This window comes from Micromonospora sp. NBC_01740, assembly GCF_035920365.1.
GTDB lineage: Bacteria > Actinomycetota > Actinomycetes > Mycobacteriales > Micromonosporaceae > Micromonospora > Micromonospora reichwaldensis.
In genome coordinates, this window is the sequence record NZ_CP109150.1 from 5,818,279 (window position 1) to 5,834,490 (window position 16,212).

General features: G+C 72.5%; 10 protein-coding genes. 1 reads left to right on the forward strand and 9 read right to left on the reverse strand.

Annotation, left to right across the window (positions count from 1 at the left end; genetic code table 11):
• Positions 1 to 70: 70 nt before the first annotated feature.
• From OG989_RS25760 to OG989_RS25770, 3 genes are all read right to left on the reverse strand, one after another.
• Positions 71 to 1,126, reverse strand: a complete 1,056-nt coding sequence (locus OG989_RS25760; protein WP_151453265.1) for an enediyne biosynthesis protein — start codon at positions 1,124 to 1,126, stop codon at positions 71 to 73.
• Positions 1,123 to 3,030, reverse strand: coding sequence for a CRTAC1 family protein (locus OG989_RS25765; protein WP_327028747.1), 1,908 nt, complete (start codon positions 3,028 to 3,030; stop codon positions 1,123 to 1,125). The genes OG989_RS25760 and OG989_RS25765 overlap by 4 nt, the downstream gene beginning before the upstream one ends.
• 413 nt (positions 3,031 to 3,443) lie before the next feature.
• Complete coding sequence (locus tag OG989_RS25770) at positions 3,444 to 4,121, reverse strand: MerR family transcriptional regulator (protein ID WP_151453267.1); 678 nt, start codon at positions 4,119 to 4,121, stop codon at positions 3,444 to 3,446.
• Positions 4,122 to 4,579: 458 nt separating this feature from the next.
• Between OG989_RS25770 and OG989_RS25775 the strand changes: the two genes are divergently transcribed.
• Positions 4,580 to 5,356 (forward strand): helix-turn-helix domain-containing protein, encoded by a 777-nt coding sequence (locus OG989_RS25775; RefSeq protein WP_151453268.1) that lies wholly within the window; start codon positions 4,580 to 4,582, stop codon positions 5,354 to 5,356.
• Between the two features lie 414 nt (positions 5,357 to 5,770).
• Here the strand turns inward: OG989_RS25775 and OG989_RS25780 are convergent, their stop codons facing one another.
• From OG989_RS25780 to OG989_RS25805, 6 genes are all read right to left on the reverse strand, one after another.
• Positions 5,771 to 7,132, reverse strand: a complete 1,362-nt coding sequence (locus OG989_RS25780; protein WP_151453269.1) for a cytochrome P450 — start codon at positions 7,130 to 7,132, stop codon at positions 5,771 to 5,773.
• A complete protein-coding gene (locus OG989_RS25785; protein WP_151453270.1) occupies positions 7,129 to 7,662 on the reverse strand; it encodes a flavin reductase family protein in 534 nt (177 codons plus the stop codon). Before OG989_RS25785 ends, OG989_RS25780 begins: the two co-directional genes overlap by 4 nt.
• A gap of 20 nt (positions 7,663 to 7,682) precedes the next feature.
• On the reverse strand, positions 7,683 to 8,123 hold the full coding sequence (locus OG989_RS25790; RefSeq protein WP_132238187.1) for an acyl-CoA thioesterase: 441 nt from the start codon (positions 8,121 to 8,123) through the stop codon (positions 7,683 to 7,685).
• A gap of 3 nt (positions 8,124 to 8,126) precedes the next feature.
• Positions 8,127 to 13,949 carry a type I polyketide synthase gene (locus tag OG989_RS25795; protein ID WP_327028748.1) on the reverse strand — a complete coding sequence of 1,941 codons (5,823 nt, stop codon included), beginning with the start codon at positions 13,947 to 13,949 and terminating at the stop codon, positions 8,127 to 8,129.
• 73 nt (positions 13,950 to 14,022) lie between these two features.
• Entirely contained in the window at positions 14,023 to 14,985 is a 963-nt protein-coding gene (locus tag OG989_RS25800) for a DUF1702 family protein (RefSeq protein WP_327028749.1), read from the reverse strand.
• 185 nt (positions 14,986 to 15,170) lie between these two features.
• Positions 15,171 to 16,166, reverse strand: a complete 996-nt coding sequence (locus OG989_RS25805) for a DUF1702 family protein (RefSeq protein ID WP_151453273.1) — start codon at positions 16,164 to 16,166, stop codon at positions 15,171 to 15,173.
• Between the last annotated feature and the right edge of the window lie 46 nt (positions 16,167 to 16,212).

Genomic DNA, 16,212 nt, shown 5'->3' on the forward strand with positions numbered 1-16,212 from the left:
GGTCGGTCGGAACGAGGTCCGTCGCCGGCGCGCCCACCCAGGGCCGCGCCGGCGACGGACCGCCCGTGCGTCAGGTGACGGCGGGCCGCGCCTCCGGCGTGTTCGCACGCCGGGAGCGGTCACGCAGCCAGATGCCCCACCAGAGCAGGCCCCGGGCGAGACAGACGATCGTCACGGCGAAGAAGAGCGTGTAGACGACGTTGAAGGTGATCAGCACGCCGTACACGCCGGCGACGCTCGCGCCGAACATGAACTGGGCCCGACCCGAGCTGGGCGTCGTGCCCGGGTCGGTGATCATGTAGTTGGTGAAGAGCACGAACGCGACACCGGTGATCGGCAGCAGGGCCGCCCAGAGGGCGACGTCCCAGATGAAGTGCCGCACGAGCGCCTGGATGACGAAGCCGCCCACCCAGCCCACGACCAGCGGGATCTTCTTGGTCAGCACCCCGTTGAGCACCGTGCCGGCCGTCAGGATGACCAGCGGCACGAGGATCCGGATCATGTCCGGGACGTCCTCGGTGAAGTGGTACGGCGGGGCGATGTTGACCCAGGAGAAGGCCACCAGGGTCACCGTGATGCCGAAGTTCGACGGGTTCATGAAGTGCCGCATGCGGCCCTTGATCGGCGCCAGGAAGATCGCCTTCTGGCCGATGGCGACGACCACCGCGAAGGCGATCGGCCAGAAGTTGTCGTTGGCGTAGAGCAGCATGTTCGCGGCGAGCGCGGTGATGTGGGTGGGCAGCAGGAACGTGTACATGCCCCAGGCGCCGTTGCCGGTGAAGGCGGCGGGGCGCTTGTTGGCGCGGGCGGTGACCAGCTCGACCACGATCTCGGTGGCGTAACCGACCGCCAGGGCGAGCAGCGGCCAGGTCCAGGGCTGCTCGAAGCCGAGCACCGTGTAGCCGAGGATGTTGAAGATGCTCATGGAGAGGGCGAAGTTGCGCAGGGCCAGGTAGCGGGGGTCCCGCCGGTCGACCCTCGGGGGAGCTCCGGGCGTGGCCGCCACCGCCGCGTTACGGTCGAAGGTGACGGTCGGCGCCGGGCCGACCGGGGCGTCGGCGACCGCGGTGCCCCCCACCCCCCTCACGTCGGTGTCGGTGCGGGCGCTGTCTCGGACGTCGGTCATTTGGCGTTCATCTCCTGGGCTTTGTCCGTGAGCATGATCGTGTGCCAGCCCGCGGCGAGGTCGAGGGTCTGCTTGTGCACGCCACCGTTCAGGTCGCGCCAGGCGATCTCCGCCGAGACCGGCTTGGCGCCGGCGTCACCGAGACCGAAGAAGACGTCGAAGCTGCGCTTGCCCGAGTGGCCGCTGCCGCCGTCGAGCTGGGCGACGCGGGTACGACCGTCCGCGGTCTTCACCCGGACCTGGGCCCCGTACGCGGGCGTGCCGCGGCCGTCCTCACCGGGGCGGCACAGGCGCAGGCCGAGGAAGTTGCCGTTGCCGGGCTTGTCGTTGCGGTAGTAGGACGGGGCGCCCCACTGGCGGGCCACCGCGAAGTCCTGACCCCCGTCGCCGTTGGTGTCGGCGACGGCCACCCCACGGCTGGGGGTGCTGTCGGTCATGCCGAGCTCGGCGCTGATGTTCGCGTAGCGTCCGTTCTTCTCCCGCACCCAGAACGCGAACGGCTCGGAGCCGGCGATGTCGTCGCCCGGCTCGGCCTTGGGCCACATGGCCGGGTTACGGAGCATGAGGTCGTTGCTCATGGCCAGTTCCTGCAACCAGGACCAACGATTGATCTTGCCCTTGACGAACCCGGCGGTCTGGACCACCGACATCTCGCCGCTGTTGTCGAAGTCCGCGATCTTGGCGTCCCAGCCCCAGCCGACCCAGGCCATGTTGAGTTCGGCGGCCTTGTTGTCGAAGACGGCCTTGCCCTCGCTCAACCGCTTGCGGGCGTCGGCCAGGCTCGACGAGTTGTTGCGCCAGACGAAGTTGCTCTCCTCCAAGCCCCAGGAGGTGGTGATGTTGCTGACGAACATGTCGAACTTGCCGGTGCCGCCGAGGTCACCGAACTCGATGGACATGCCCTTGAACGAGTCGTGGCCGACCACCATGGACTTCGGGGTGAGCGCGCCGCGGCGTCCCTCCGCCATCGCGAAGCGGATCTGCCCCGGCGTGGAGACGTTGTGGAAGAAGCGGTCCCGTCCGAAGTCGTTGGCCAGGTACAGCTCGGGCAGCAGGTCGCCGTCGATGTCGGCGGAACCGGCGCCGAGGGTCCAGCCGGTCGCGTACTGCGGCGGGATGGCGGACTGCTCGACGTACGTCGCGGTCGGGTTGTCGCCGCTGGTGGCGGCGGTCCAGCGCAGCACGTGCGCCCCGCCGGCGTTCTGCGCCCGGGACAGCGAGTGGTTCATCTCGACGTTCGGCTGGCCGGCCGGGTCGAGCACCTGGCTGTCGGGGAAGTAGTTGAAGACGCCGATGTCCGGCCGGCCGTCGCCGTCGAAGTCCGCGACCGCGACCGCGTTGGTGTTCCAGAACTTGCCCTGGTACTCGCCGCCGGAGGAGGACGGCTGGCCGATCAGTTCGGTGGGGTGGTAGGTCCCCAGGGCCAGCGGTCCGGCGGCGGAGGCGCGGTGCAGGAACAGCACCGGCGTACGACCCCAGTAGTAGGCGAGCAGGTCGGTGCGGCCGTCGCCGTTGAAGTCGCCGGGCACGCAGCCCATCGGCGCCATCGACTTGTGGGTGGGCAGTGGCGCGGGGTCCAGCACGAAGGGCGCGTACCGGGCGGGCCCGTCGGGCGACGGCGTGACGATGACGCTGTCGCTGCGGGTGTCGACCAGACAGAGGTCGTTGGCGATCATGTCGCCGTCGAGGTCGTTGGCCGCGACGGCGGCGCCGACTGACGACACCCAGGCGCGGATGTGCTCGTACTCGGGATTGACGGGCCGCACGGAGCGCTCGGGAAGGCCGGGCGGCAGCGCGATCGGCAGCTCGGTGAAGCCGAACCGCGACGCCAGCGTCTGGCGCTCCTCGGCCGACGCGCTGGGCAGCCGGGCGACGGCGAAGAACGCGGCCACGAGGACCAACACGAAGACAGCGGGAATGATTCGGCGGATGGCGCCGACGGGTTGGGATGGCAAGGGGTTCCCCTCCAGATTGGGCCACCACCCGTGCCGTGCAGCGGCTGATCTCGCCGTGCGGCCGGGTCTGGCGACGGGCAGTGTCGCCGACCGAGAAATGGAGTGAATTGTCCCGGCGACAATTTTATCGCTGTCATCCATCGGCAGTTCATTGCCGCAGGAACGGGGCATTCACTCACGCGGAGCGCTACGGCGTACGTAGCCGGCGCTGCCCATTCTCAGCCGATCGAGGCATGGCGTGCGGTCCCTTCACGATGCCTGGTGAACCGGCCGCGAAAGTCGCCGCCGGCCCACTTATGGTCGCGGGAGCACGGCTTGAGTTCTTCTCAAAAGTTGCTCAGTGGCCGAGGGGCGCGCACACGTTACCGGCCGGTTGGATCCGGCATCTCACCCGTTCGAGGACCGCACTCAACCGCATTCAGTGGGAATCGCAGGGCGGCGTGGTGCTCGTGCGCCATGCGGCGCAGGGCGGACAGGGCGACCCCGAACAGGACGCTGCGCACGATCGCGGGACCCTTCTCGGTCCCGCCGTCGCCGGCGAGCAGGTCGAGCTCCGCGACGACGAGCTGCTCGGCGGCGCGGGCGTAGGCGAGGAAGAAGGGGGCGTCGGCCTCACAGCCGAGGCTGCGCAGCCCGGCCAGCACCTGTGCCAGCACCTCGCCGCCGGAGGCACTGGTCTCGCGGGACCAGCCGAGCGAGTCGGCGAACTCGGCCACCTCCGTGCGTGCGCAGTCCACGGCGGCCCTGCCCAGGGTCTCCGACCCGTCGAGGTAGAGGGCGCGGTCCAGCACCTGGTACGCGTCGCGCAGGCTGACCTCGTCGTCGTCGATGGCCGCCAGGATCTCCCGGACCGAGGAGAGGTCGAGCCCGGCGATCCCGCTCAGGGTCCGGATCAGTCGGATCCGGCGCAGGTGCCGCTCGCTGTAGTCCGCCTGGTTGCGACCGGTGGGCAGGCCCGCCGGAAGCAATCCCTCACGCAGATAGAACTTGATCGTCGGGACCGACACGCCACTCTGTCGACTGAGCTCCGAGATACGCACGCGTCCTCCGCCCTGGCGAACGTTTGGGCAATCTTGCCATAGAGATCGATCGCTAGCCATTGATCGATGCTCATCCACGACGGATCGGACACGCCGGCGACGGGGGCGCGGGCCACTTGATCGCCACGCATCGGAACGCGCCGCCGATGTCCGAAAAATTACGCTAAGGATTGATAGAAGGCGGCGCGGATACTGGCGAGTTCCACAATACGAAGCGCAATCCTAGCGATCTTCATCCGGAACGTACAGTGGCACTTGCCAATTCTGGGCAAGAATTGATAAGCCCCCCCTCGTCACTCCGCGCTACTCTCCGAACGCAGAACGTGTTGACCGGCCGTCCGGCCTCGGCTAGCATCGACTGCGGTTAGCGGGGAATAGTGGCGGTCGATGCTCCCAAATGACTCGGCCCAATTCGCCACATCCACACATTGGGATTGTCCGCAATCCGGGGGAGACAAATGCACGACAGCGCAGAGCAGGCAGTGGAACGAGCGATCGACACGATGCGCAGCAATTTATCGGAGCAGTTGACGGTGGACGACATGGCACGCGCAGCCATGTTCAGCAAGTTCCACTTCACGCGGATCTTCCAGCGGGTCACCGGCATCTCGCCCGGTCGGTTCCTGTCCGCGATCCGCCTGCAGGAGGCCAAGCGGCTGCTCACCACGACCAGGCTCAACGTCACGGACATCAGCCTCCGGGTGGGCTACAACAGCGTCGGCACGTTCAGCACCAGGTTCACCAAGAGCGTCGGCCTGCCACCCACCACGTACCGGCGGATGGGCGGCTTCGCCCCGCGCATCCCCACCCAACGCCCGTCGGGCCAGACGCACGGCACCATCACCGGGCGGGTCACCGCCCCCGCCCGCGGGCCGGTGCCCGGGCTCATCTTCATGGGGCTGTTCCAGCACCGCATCCCCGAGGGCCCGCCAGCACGCTGCGCCATCATGGAGTCGCCGGGCGTCTACCGCTTCGTGAACGTGCCCGACGGCACCTGGTACCTGCTGTGCCACTCCGTCTCGGGCGACGTGCTCCGGCTCCAGCAGGACACCATGATGGTGTCCGCGGTGGGTCCGCTGGTCGTCCGCGGCCGGCAGACCCTGACCGCGGACGCCCACCTCAAGGAGGTGTCCAAGATAGACCCACCGGTGCTCCTGGCCCTGCTCGACAGCCGGAAGGCGGCGAGCGAACGCCAGGCCCAGGGGGAGAACCGGGCCGAGGTGTACGCGGCCTGACCCGCCCCCGGCGGAGCACCGCGTACCCCTCGGGCGGCGCTCCCCACCGCCGCGTCACCCGCGGTCGGCCACGAGGTACCCCGGCCGCCGGCGCCAGCAACGGCGTCGACGGCCGGGGTACCGCCATGTCCGCCGACGGACCGCCTCGTGCACGCCGCCCCCGCGTCACGCCCCCTGTGCACGCCGCCGCGTCACGCCCCGTTCACGCCGCTCCCCGGCGTCACGCCCCCGTTCGCGTCACGCCCCGTTCACGCGCTCCCCCGCGTCACGCCGGCGCTCCCGTCACGCCCCGCGTCCACGTCCCCGCGTCACGCCAGCGCGGAGCCGGCGTCCGTCCGGGGCGGTGCGGACGCCCGGGCGGACACGCAGCGGTCCCGCGGACGCCGTGGCGCCCGCGGGACCGCTGCGCGACAATCAGTCGACCTTGTGCACCGTCATCGGCAGCCCGCCGCGCACCCGCAGCGACAGCATCGGCTCGGGCACCACCGGACGGCCCGGCACCCCGGCCAGGCGCACGTCCCGCAGCAGCATGGCCAGGACGAGGGTGGCCTCCATCATGCCCAGGTTGTTGCCCACGCAGAACCGTGGGCCGGCGCCGAACGGGATGTACGCGTACCGGGGGCGCTCCGTGCTGCGCGACGGGTCGAAGCGGTCCGGGTCGAACCGGTCCGGCTCGTCCCAGAACCGGGGATGCCGATGCAGGGTGTACGGGGAGATGAGGATGTCCGCCCCCGCCGGCACGTGGTACCCGCCGATCTCGTCGGCCTGCTGGGCCTTGCGGGGCAGGAGCCAGACCGGCGGATAGAGCCGGATGGCCTCCTCCACCACCATCGCCGTGAAGCGCAGCCGGTGCAGGTCCTCGTACCCGGGCAGCCGGTCGCCCAGCACCGTCACGGCCTCCTCGCGGACCCGCTGCCGGATCTCCGGATGCCGGTCGAGCAGGTGCAGGCTCCAGCCCAGCGTGCTGGCGGTCGTCTCGTGGCCGGCCAGCAGCAGCGTGACCAGCTCGTCGCGCAGCCGCTGCCGGGCCACCCGCGGGTCCTTCTCCAGCCGGGTCGAGATGATCAGGCGGGAGAGCACGTCGTCGCGGCCGTCCACGTTCCGGCCCCGGCCGGCGACGAGCTCGTCGACGACCTGCTGGAGGTGGCGACGGGCCCGCCGGAAGCGCAACTGCCGGGGCAGCGGGATCCACGGCGGCACCGCGCTGAGCGTCTCCAGCTCGAACATCGCCTGGTCCTGCACGGCGGCGAACGACCCGCCGACGCCGTGGAAGCCGCTCAGCTCGGCGTCGAGCAGGGTCCGCCCGAGCACCCCGAGGGTCAGTGTGGTCATCTCCTCCAGCACGTCCACCGGAGGGCCGCCGGCCCGCGCCGCCAGCCGCTCGACCAGCAGCGCGGCCTCCTCGCCGATCACCCCCGCGTACTGGGCGAGCCGTCCCTTCTGGAACGCCGGCTGGATCACCTTGCGCTGCTTGCGCCACAGCTCACCCTCGCTGGTGAGCAGGCCGTCGCCGAGCGCCCGGCGGGCGTGCACCAGGCCGATGCCCTTCTGGTAGTTGGCGCTGTTGTCGGACAGGACGTGCTTGGCGTGGTCGGGGTGGTTGAAGAAGTAGAGCTGCTTGGGGCCGACCGGCAGCCGGGCGGCGTCGCCGTACCGCTCCGCGGCCAGGGTCATCATCCGCAGCCGGTCCCGGCCCATCAGGACCAGCATCTGCAGGCCGGCGGAGCGGGGCGGGCCCGGCGGCGTGCGCCGGGCGGCTCCCTCGATCGTCGTCATGCCGCCTCACTCCGCTCCCGCTCGACCTGACGGAACCGTCCGGAGAGGAAGAGCAGGGCCTCCCCGTCCGACCGGCGCTCCAGGGAGAGCAGCCGGCCGAGGAAGATGGTGTGGTCACCGCCGTCGTAGGAACGCCACACCTCGCACTCGAAGTGGGCGAGGGCGCCGCTGATCAGCGGCGCTCCCGTCGTCGCGCCCGGCCGCCAGTCCACCTGGTCGAACTGCTCGCCGCCGAGCGGTCGCCGCCCGTCGGCGAAGTACCGGGCCACCTTCTCCTGGTCGTCGGTCAGCACCGAGACCCCGAACTCCCGGGTCTCGGAGAGACAGGCGTGCATCACCGCGTTCCGGTCGACGCACACCAGCACCAACGGCGGGTCGAGCGACACCGAGGTGAACGAGTTGGCGGTCATCCCGTGCGGGGTGGCACCGCCGACGGTCACCACCGTGACGCCGGTCGCGAATGCGCCGTACGCCCGCCGCAGTGCCGTCACGTCGGGCGTCCCGACGGTGAGTGTTCGCTGTACGTCCACGACGTCTCCTCCTCGCGCCGTCAGGTGCGCCGCGCCGAGGTGTACGGCGCGAGCGCCGTCACCAGTGCCTCCGGCACCCTCGCCGGCGCGGTGCGGGTGTTCGGGCCGCGCATGCAGGCGATGCGCTGCCGGCCCCGGGCCACCAGCGTCTCGCCGCCGTCCCGGTCGAGCTTGACGTAGTCGAAGCTGAACTCCAGCTGGGTCTGCGCCAGCTCCACCAGGCGCATCCGGATGGACAGCTCGTCGAACGCGGTGATCTCGGCGAAGAACTCGCAGTCGACCCGGAGGGTGAACAGCTTCAGGTCGTCGCGTACGTCCGCCAGCACGTCCGGCGCCCGTTCCTTCAGGAACATCTCCCGGCAGCGCCCCTGCCAGCGCAGATAGTTGACGTAGTACACGTTGCCGACGAGGTTGGTCTCCTCGAAGCCCACCGTGTGCAGGTACTCGAAGTACTTGTCCATCGCCTAGGCCCGTCCTTCCGTGAGGATCGCGAACGCCATCGGCTGGGGCAGGTCCCGCACGGTCGTGACGAGCGTGGCGATCCGCAGGTCGCCGGAGGCGAAGACCAGCCAGCCGGCCCGGTCCGAGGGCACCGCGGCCAGCGGCGCCCGGTGCGAGAGCCCCGCCTTGCGCAGGCACTCGATCGCCGCCCACACCCGCGTGGCCGCCGCGTCCAGGGACTCCCCGCCGTCGGCGGCGCAAAGCCGGGCGAGGTCGACGTGTGCGCCGAGCAGGCCCTGCCAGACCGACTCCTCCCGGGCGCGTACCGCCTCGACGTCGCAGGCCAGCGGCCCGGTCCCCACCACGCACAGCGTCAGGTCCTCGGCGTGCGCGGCGGAGAGGGACCGCCCGTCGGCCAGCTCGGGGCGGCCGTCCGGCCGGTACGCGACCTCGACCGGCCCGCCCGCGGCCCGGCCGGCGGCCACCGCGGTCCGGGCCCGCCGCCGACGGGTCTCGTCCGGCGTGCCCTGCCCGGACGGCTCGCCGCGCCCGCCCTGCTCCGTCGGGGTCGGCTCCACCGCGACGGCGACGTCGCCGCCGACCAGGTCGCCGACCGCCCGCTCCAGGTAGGAGCCGAGCAGCGGCGCGACCCACGGGCCGCGGCCGTCCTTCTTGCGTACCGCCCGCAGCCGCAGGCCCTCCCACCGCTCCACGACCGCACCGTCGGCGGAGCGCAGCGCGATGTCGTAGACGTAGGTGTCGCCGTCGCGGCTGCGCTCCTCGGCGCAGTAGCGGAGCTCCTCCGCCTCGGTCAGGCGGGTCCCCGCCGGGTGCAGCCGCTCGATCCCGGCCGGCAGCAGCGTCGCGTCGGGAACGCAGACCTGGTTGCCGTGCATGAGGGCGTCCCGCACGCCGGGGTCGCCGAGGAGCAGGGCGTCCGGCAGGTAGTCGGCGAACCAGCGCGTCTGCGGAGCCGTGACGACGTCGGCGTCGACGTGCCGGGCGGCCGACCGGTGGTAGCGGCGCAGCCGCTGGAACCGTCCACCCTGGAACAGGATGTCGCCGTACAGGTCGGTGGCGGGCTCCAGCGGCACCGCCGGCAGCCCGGCGGGCACCTGCTCGGGCGGGCCCGCCGGCGGTCGCGTGCCGGTGAAGTGCAGCCGCGCCCGGAAGTGCGCCGCGCTGAACTCCGTCTCCGCGCTGTAGATGACCGCGTCCACGACGTCGTCGTCGACCACGAGGGTGGCGATCCGGATGGTGGTGCTGCCCTCCGGCGGCACCACGATGGGCCGCAGGAACTCAGCCCGCTCGACCACCGGCGTGTCGTCGCGTCCGGTCACCGCCGCGGCGACCTGGGCCATCGCCTCCATGCCGAACACCGCCGGGAACAGCAGGTTGCCGTCCAGCCGGTGGTGGTCCAGGTAGAGGTCGGTGACCGGCTTGAGCTCGGCCTCGGTGACCAGCTCGACGCCGTGGTAGCGCACGAGCGGGCGGTCCACGAACCGCAGCAGCGGCAGCTCCGGACGGTCCATCCGGACCGTGTCGATGCCCTCCGTACGCCCGCTGACCACCACCACCGACGGTGCCTGCGGGTCGGCGAGCAGGCGCCGGAGCATCTGCACGCCCTGGTCGGGGGTGACCGGGGTGATGCCGTCGCGGGTCAGCGCCTCGACCACGGACAGCCGCTCACCCATGCCGACGCCGGACCAGACCGACCACTCCAGGCAGAGGCTGCGGCAGTTCGGGTGACGCCGGCCGAAGTCGACGGTCAACTCGGCCAGCCAGTCGTTGGCCGTGGCGTAGTGCGCCTCGCCGCGCAGGCCCGCCCGGCCGATGATGCTGCCGAACGTCACCAGCAGGCGCAGCCGGTCGGGGTCGACCGCGTCGAGCACGGCGCGCAGGCCGTCGACCTTCGGCGCGAACGTGCGGCGGAACGCGTCCATGGTGAGGCCGGTCAACGCCGCCGGCTCGTTGCGGCCCGCGCCGTGCAGCACCGCCGTGACCGGTCCCAGCTCGGCGACGAGCCCGTCGACGGCCTGCCGCACCTGCTCCGGGTCGGAGACGTCGGCCCGGGCGTAGCGCACCCGTACGCCGGCGTCCGCCATCCGCTTGAGGTTCGCGGCCAGCTCGTCGTCCTGGGCGGGATCGGAGCGGCCCAGCACGGCCAGGCCGGCGCCGCTGTCGACGGCCATGGCCAGGGCGCACTCCGCGGTGATGCCCTTGCCGCCGCCGGTGACCAGCAGCAGGTCCTCGGCGCCCAGCGGCTGCCGCGTCTCGGCGGGCCGCACCGGCAGCCCGCGCAGGGTCGGCACCCGGCGCCGCCCGGCGGCGTCGTAGCGGACCTCGGCGAACCCGTCCGTGGCGCCGACCTCCGCCGTCACCCGGGCCACGGCCTCCGGCACCGGCGGGGTGTGCACGATGGTGGTGCGCAGCTGCGGCGCCTCCAGCCGTAGCGTCTTGGCCAGCCCGGCCCCGCCCGGTCCCTGCTGGACGAGGACGAAGCGGGTGCCGGGGGCGGCGGCCGTCGCCGCCTGCGCGCCGCGCAGGGCCAGTTCGAGATCGGCCTCGGCGCACCGCTCCGGCAGGCACACCAGCACGCCCGCGCCGAGGCCGGCGGTCTGCAGGGCCGCGCGCAGCGGCTCGGCGAGCGGGTGACCGGCGGGGGCGAACAGCTGCCAGGCTCCGTCGGCCCCGGCCCGGGCGGCGACCGGGGCCGGCGCCTCGTCGAGGTCCACCGACCAGGCCCGGCACCAGTCTGCGACGCCGTGCACGATGGCCGGGCCGGCCGCGTCGGTGTCCCGACCGGTCCGGGCGAGCTGCTCCAGTGCCTCGGCGAGCTGCCCGACGGTGGCCGTCGCGAAGTTGGTGGGAGTCTGCGCGGCCGGCACGCCGAGCTGCTGCGCCGCCTGGTTGACCAGCTGGCCGACGGTGATCGAGCTGAGGTGGAGGTCGTCGAGGAGCTGGCTGCCGTCGTGCACCATCTCCAGCGGCAGCTCCGCCCGCTCGGCGGCCAGCCGGCGCAGCAGTTGCAGGCTCGACTCGCCGGCCGGCTGCTCCGACTCCGGCCGCTGCCCGTTCGCCGTCGACGGGACCGCCGCCCGGACGCCGGCGCCCTTGGGCAGGCTCACCACCGGGGCGGACTCGCAGGGGCTGGCGAAGAAGCGGAAGTTCTGGCCCACCTCGAGCGGCCGGACCAGCCGGTCGTGGAAGAGGGTGCCCTCCACGCCGCCGGCGCCGACGACGTACGCGGCCGCCGCGACCCGCAGCAGGCCCGCCAGCGACTCGTCGTCGGTGTTGAGCGCCACCGCCGGCAGGTCGGTGCTGGCCGCCGCGAGGCCGGAGAGCACCTGCCCCGGGCCGACCTCGACGAAGAGGTCGACCTCCTTGGCGGCGAGGGCCACGGCCTGGCTGAACAGCACCGGGTCGGTGATCTGGCGGTGCAGGAGGGCGGAGACGTCGGTGTCGTGGGCGAGCGGTTCGCCGGTGACGGTGGAGACGACCCGCCGGGTGACGGATCCGAACCGCTCCCCCGCCAGCGCGCCGAGGAAGGCGTCCGCGGCCGGCTCGACCAGCGGGGAGTGGAACGCGTGGGACACCGACAGCCGCGTGGTCCGCAGGCCGGCGGAGCGGGCCCGCTCGCAGGCGTCCTCCACCGCGGCCTCCGAGCCGGCGATCACGGTCTGCTCCGGCCCGTTGTACGCGGCGATCACCACGGACAGGCCGGCGATCAGCCCGGCCACCCGCTCGGGCGGGGCGCCGATGTTGGCCATCGTGCCGGAGGCGCTGTGCTCCCCCATCGTCCGGCCGCGCACGCCGGCGACCCGGAGCAGGGCCTCCTCGTCGAGCACGCCGGCCCAGTGCAGGGCGGCGATCTCGCCGAGGCTGTGCCCGACGGCGACCGTCGCGTCGAGGTTGAGCAGCGACAGCGCCCGCAGGCCGGCGAGCGAACCGGTGACGATCCGCGGCTGGGCCACCGCGGTGGCGACCATGTCGCCGCTGCTCGGCAGCGCCGCCCGCTGGTACACCTCCTCCACGTCGGCGAAGCGGCGGCGCAGCGCGCCACCCGAGGTGCCCTTGCCGGACCCCTGCCCGGGGAAGAGGAAGCCGATGCGGCCCGGGCCGCTCACGTGGCCCAGGAAGCAGCGGCCGTCGGAGGAGAACAGACGTACCTCGCCGGCGTCGAGGGCGTCGCAGATCCGGCGCAGCTGCCGCTCGCCGTCCTCCGGCGAGGAGACCACCACGCCCGCCCGGTACGGCAGGTCGCGCAGTTCCCGGTGCAGGGTGGCGGCGAGGTCGCCCAGCTGGGCGTACGACACCGTGGGCACGAACTCGACGAGACGCTGCAACCGCTCGCGCAGCTCCTGCGGGCTGCCCCCGTCGACGAGCAGCAGCTCCACGTCCTGCATCGAGGCGGCGAGGTTGCGGAAGCGGCTGTCCAGCCGGGACGAGCGACGCGGCTGCCCGTTCTCCAGCACGATGTGGGTGTTGATGCCGCCGAAGCCCATCGCCGTGATGCCGGCGCGCACCGGCAGGCCGCGCGGCCACGCCTCGGCCTTGCGCAGGGCCCGCAGCGCGGACTGCTCGGCGGTGAGGATCTCGTGCGGGTCGACGCAGCCGATGGTGGGCGGCAGGACCTCGTGGTGGACGGCCATCGCGGCCTTGATCAGGCCGGCGACGCCGGCCGCCGCCTTGGTGTGCCCGATCATGCCCTTGATCGAGCTGATCGCGGCCTGGGCGGCGTTCTCGTCGGCGGTGCGCCGGGCCAGGGACAGGGCCTGGAGCTCGGTGGCGTCGCCCACCTGCGTGCCGGTGCCGTGGCCCTCGAAGAGCCCGACGGTCTCGATGCCGAAGCCGGCCCGGTCGTACGCCCGGCGCAGGGCGAGCTGGTAGCCGGCGACCTCGGGCCGGGTGATGCCGCCCTTGCCGTCGGAGGAGATGCCCCAGCCCGCGATGGTGGCGTAGATGCGGTGCCCCGCCTGGCGGGCCTCGGCCTCGCGCATCAGGACCACCATGCCGCAGCCCTCGCCGGGCCAGAAGCCGTTCGAGCCGCGGTCGTAGACCCGCATCTCGCCGCGCGCCAGCGCGCCGGTCTTGGCGAAGCCGATGATCTCGAAGGGGTCGATGGAGAGGTCGACCCCGCCGGCGACCGCCACGTCGACCTCGCCGTCGGAGAGGGTCTTGCACGCGGTGGCGACGGAGAGCAGCGACGAGGAGCAGGCGCCGTCGACGGTGTAGCCGCCGCCCTTGAAATCGAAGTGGTTGCAGATGCGCCCGGCGATGGTGTTGGACAGGCCGCCCGCGAGGGTGTCCTCGTCGACCTCCGGGAACGGGCCCTTGAAGGTCGCCTCGAAGTCGTCGAGGAACGTGGTGAGCTGGTCGTCGTCCCAGTCCTGCTCCTTGAGCGCGGCGGCGACCATGCGGCGCACGTAGGGCCAGCGCAGCCGCAGCTGGTTGGCCCGGGAGAACTCGCCGGTCAGCGTGTTGCCGACGACCACGCCGGTGCGCTCGCGGGGCAGTCCCTCCCCCATCGGGAACCCGGCGTCGGCCAGCGCCATGGCCGCCATGTCGAGGGCGAGCCAGTGGGTGAGGTCGGTGGAGCGGTAGGTGCTGCCGGCGATCTTGTAGGCGATGCGGTCGAACTCGTAGCCCTCGATGACCGCCGCGTTGCGGGCGTAGAAGCGGTCGGGCGTGGCCGGGTCCGGATCCCAGTAGTCGTCCAGACTCATCCGCACGTCGGGCAGCCGGCGGAAGGCCCGCCGCCCGGCGAGGGCGTTCTCCCACAGTTCACGGGGCGACGTGGCGTCCGGGTAGCGGCACGCCATCCCCACGACAGCGATCCTTGTCACGAGGTCTCTCCTTCGTTGCGTGCGGTGGTGGACCGCCGGGGCGCGGGACGGGCCGCTGGGTGGGGCGCCACGGTCAGCACCGCCCCTCGAACTCGGCGGCGATGGCCTGGCGCCACCGCTCGTAGGCGGGCGTGTCGCCGTCCTGCCCGCTGGGCAGGGTCACGTCGGTCACCTTCGACGCCTCGGCGGTGGACATGCCGCAGAACACCTGCGTGGCGACCTCGTTGTGCGGGACGACCAGACCGGCGCGTACCCGGGCCCCGGCCGCGAAGGCGCTGCCCTGGGCGAGGTCCACCCGGTAGTCGCCGGCCCGGTCGCGGAACCGGTGCAGGTCCGCCTCGGTGGCTCCCCCGGCGTAGGTGGCGGCGAGGCCCGCCCCGGCGTACAGGTCGGCCCGCCGGTGCGCGGGGAACGCGGCGAAGATCTCCGTCACCCGGTCCACGTCGGTGCCGCCGACGAACCAGGTGGCCCGCCCGATGCCCTGGTCGATGACCCGGTCGGCGTACTCGCGCGGGCCCTCGGCCGGCCACGGGAACCGCGGGTGGCGGTACTGCCCGTACACGTACCGGTCGGTGTGGAAGTACGCCTGGTGGAAGCCGTAGCCGTCGAGCACCAGCCACCGCAGCAGCGGGTCCGGGGCGTACAGCTGGCCCCAGCGGATCCGGGGCAACCGGGCCATCGCCCAGCCCACGCCGACGTACGCCATGTAGACGTGCGCGTCGCCCCGACCGGCGAGCAGACCCGGCACGTGCCGGGGGCGGCCCGGCCGCAGCGCGTCCCGGACGGCGAAGCCCATCGCGGCGCCCTCGTACGCGAAACCACGAAAACGCGTCGGCACCGTTTCCAGGCGGCGTTCGGCCGCCTCGGTCGTCGGCGCCTCGGCGGCGTATCCGTAACCGGCGAGGAATGAGGCGCCGACGGTTTCGAGCAGCGCCTTCGATTCCTCGTTCTTCACGTGGAATCCGCGCACGTCCATTTTCGTCTCGGAGATATTTGGCGTCAGGATTCTGCGCCGCAGATCACGCAGGCTCTGCATGGCACGTTCCCCCAAAGGGTCGGTGTTTCCGTTTACCGGGGATGGACATCCATTTCGATGATGGCAAGCGCGGGAAGGATTGATTTCTTCAACCTTGCGCACTCGTCGCAACTAGGCGGAACATTCACGTGCACCGTCGACACGCGACGGCACGGCGACCGTCCGGGGGACGACGCGGGCGGTTCTCAGCGACCGTGGTTGATGCCGGCCGGCTCGAAGTGCGCGCGGACGTTGCGCCGCCACACCTCGTACGCGGGCACCGGCCCGGCCGGCTCCGCGCGGACCGCCACGTCGTCGGCGAGCGCCGCGGCGGCGGCCACGGACCGGCCGCCGAGCGCGTGCATCGCCGCCTCGCTGTGCGCCGGCACGTGCCCGGCGTGGCTGCGGGCCTTGGCGGCGAAGACCGCGCCCTGGGCCAGGTCCGGCGCGCACGGGCCGGCGTCGGTGCGCAGCGCGGCGAGCGCCTCGGCGTCGGCGCCGCCGGCGAAGGTGGCGGCGAGCCCCACCCCGCTCCACAGGTCGCCGTGCCGGTCGGCGGCGAAGGCCCGCACGGCCCCGGCCACGTCGGCGGTGCGGGCGCCGTGGATGAACCACAGTGCCCGGCCGAGGCCCTGGTCCGTGGCCCGGAGGAAGTAGTCCCCGTGGCCCTGCCACGGGTACGCCGCCAGCCGCTCCTGCCGGGTCACCCAGCGGTCGAGGTGGAAGTAGGCGCGGTCGAACCCGTAGCCGTCCACGGCCAGCCAGGTCATCGTCGGGTGGTACGGGGAGCCGGTGAGGTCCGGCACGACGTGCCGCCAGAGGGGCCGCGGCAGGCGTGCCATCGCGAAGCCGATGCCGATGTAGGCGAGGAAGAGGTGCGGCGCGCCGGGGCCCCGCAGCAGGTCCCGGGTACGGGTGCCGCGCCTTGGCCCCATCACGTCGAGGATGGTGCAGGCCATCGTGGCGCCCTCGTAGGCGAAGCCGAGCAGTTCCCGGTCGACGAGCGCGAGCCGGCGTTCCAGCTCCCACGGGTCGCGGGTGTCGATGCCCCACTCGAATCCGCAGACGACCGACTGCGGAACCGCCTCCAGCCGGCGGGTGACCTCCGTGGCGGGGCCGGGGAAGCCCCGACGCGCGAAGGTCACCTCCGCGAGCGTCGGCGCCATCAGCAGTCGACGCATGGAGCCCAGTACCGTCGGCATGGCAGATCCCCCTGTCGTTACGACGACGCCGGCCCCGGCCGGCGGG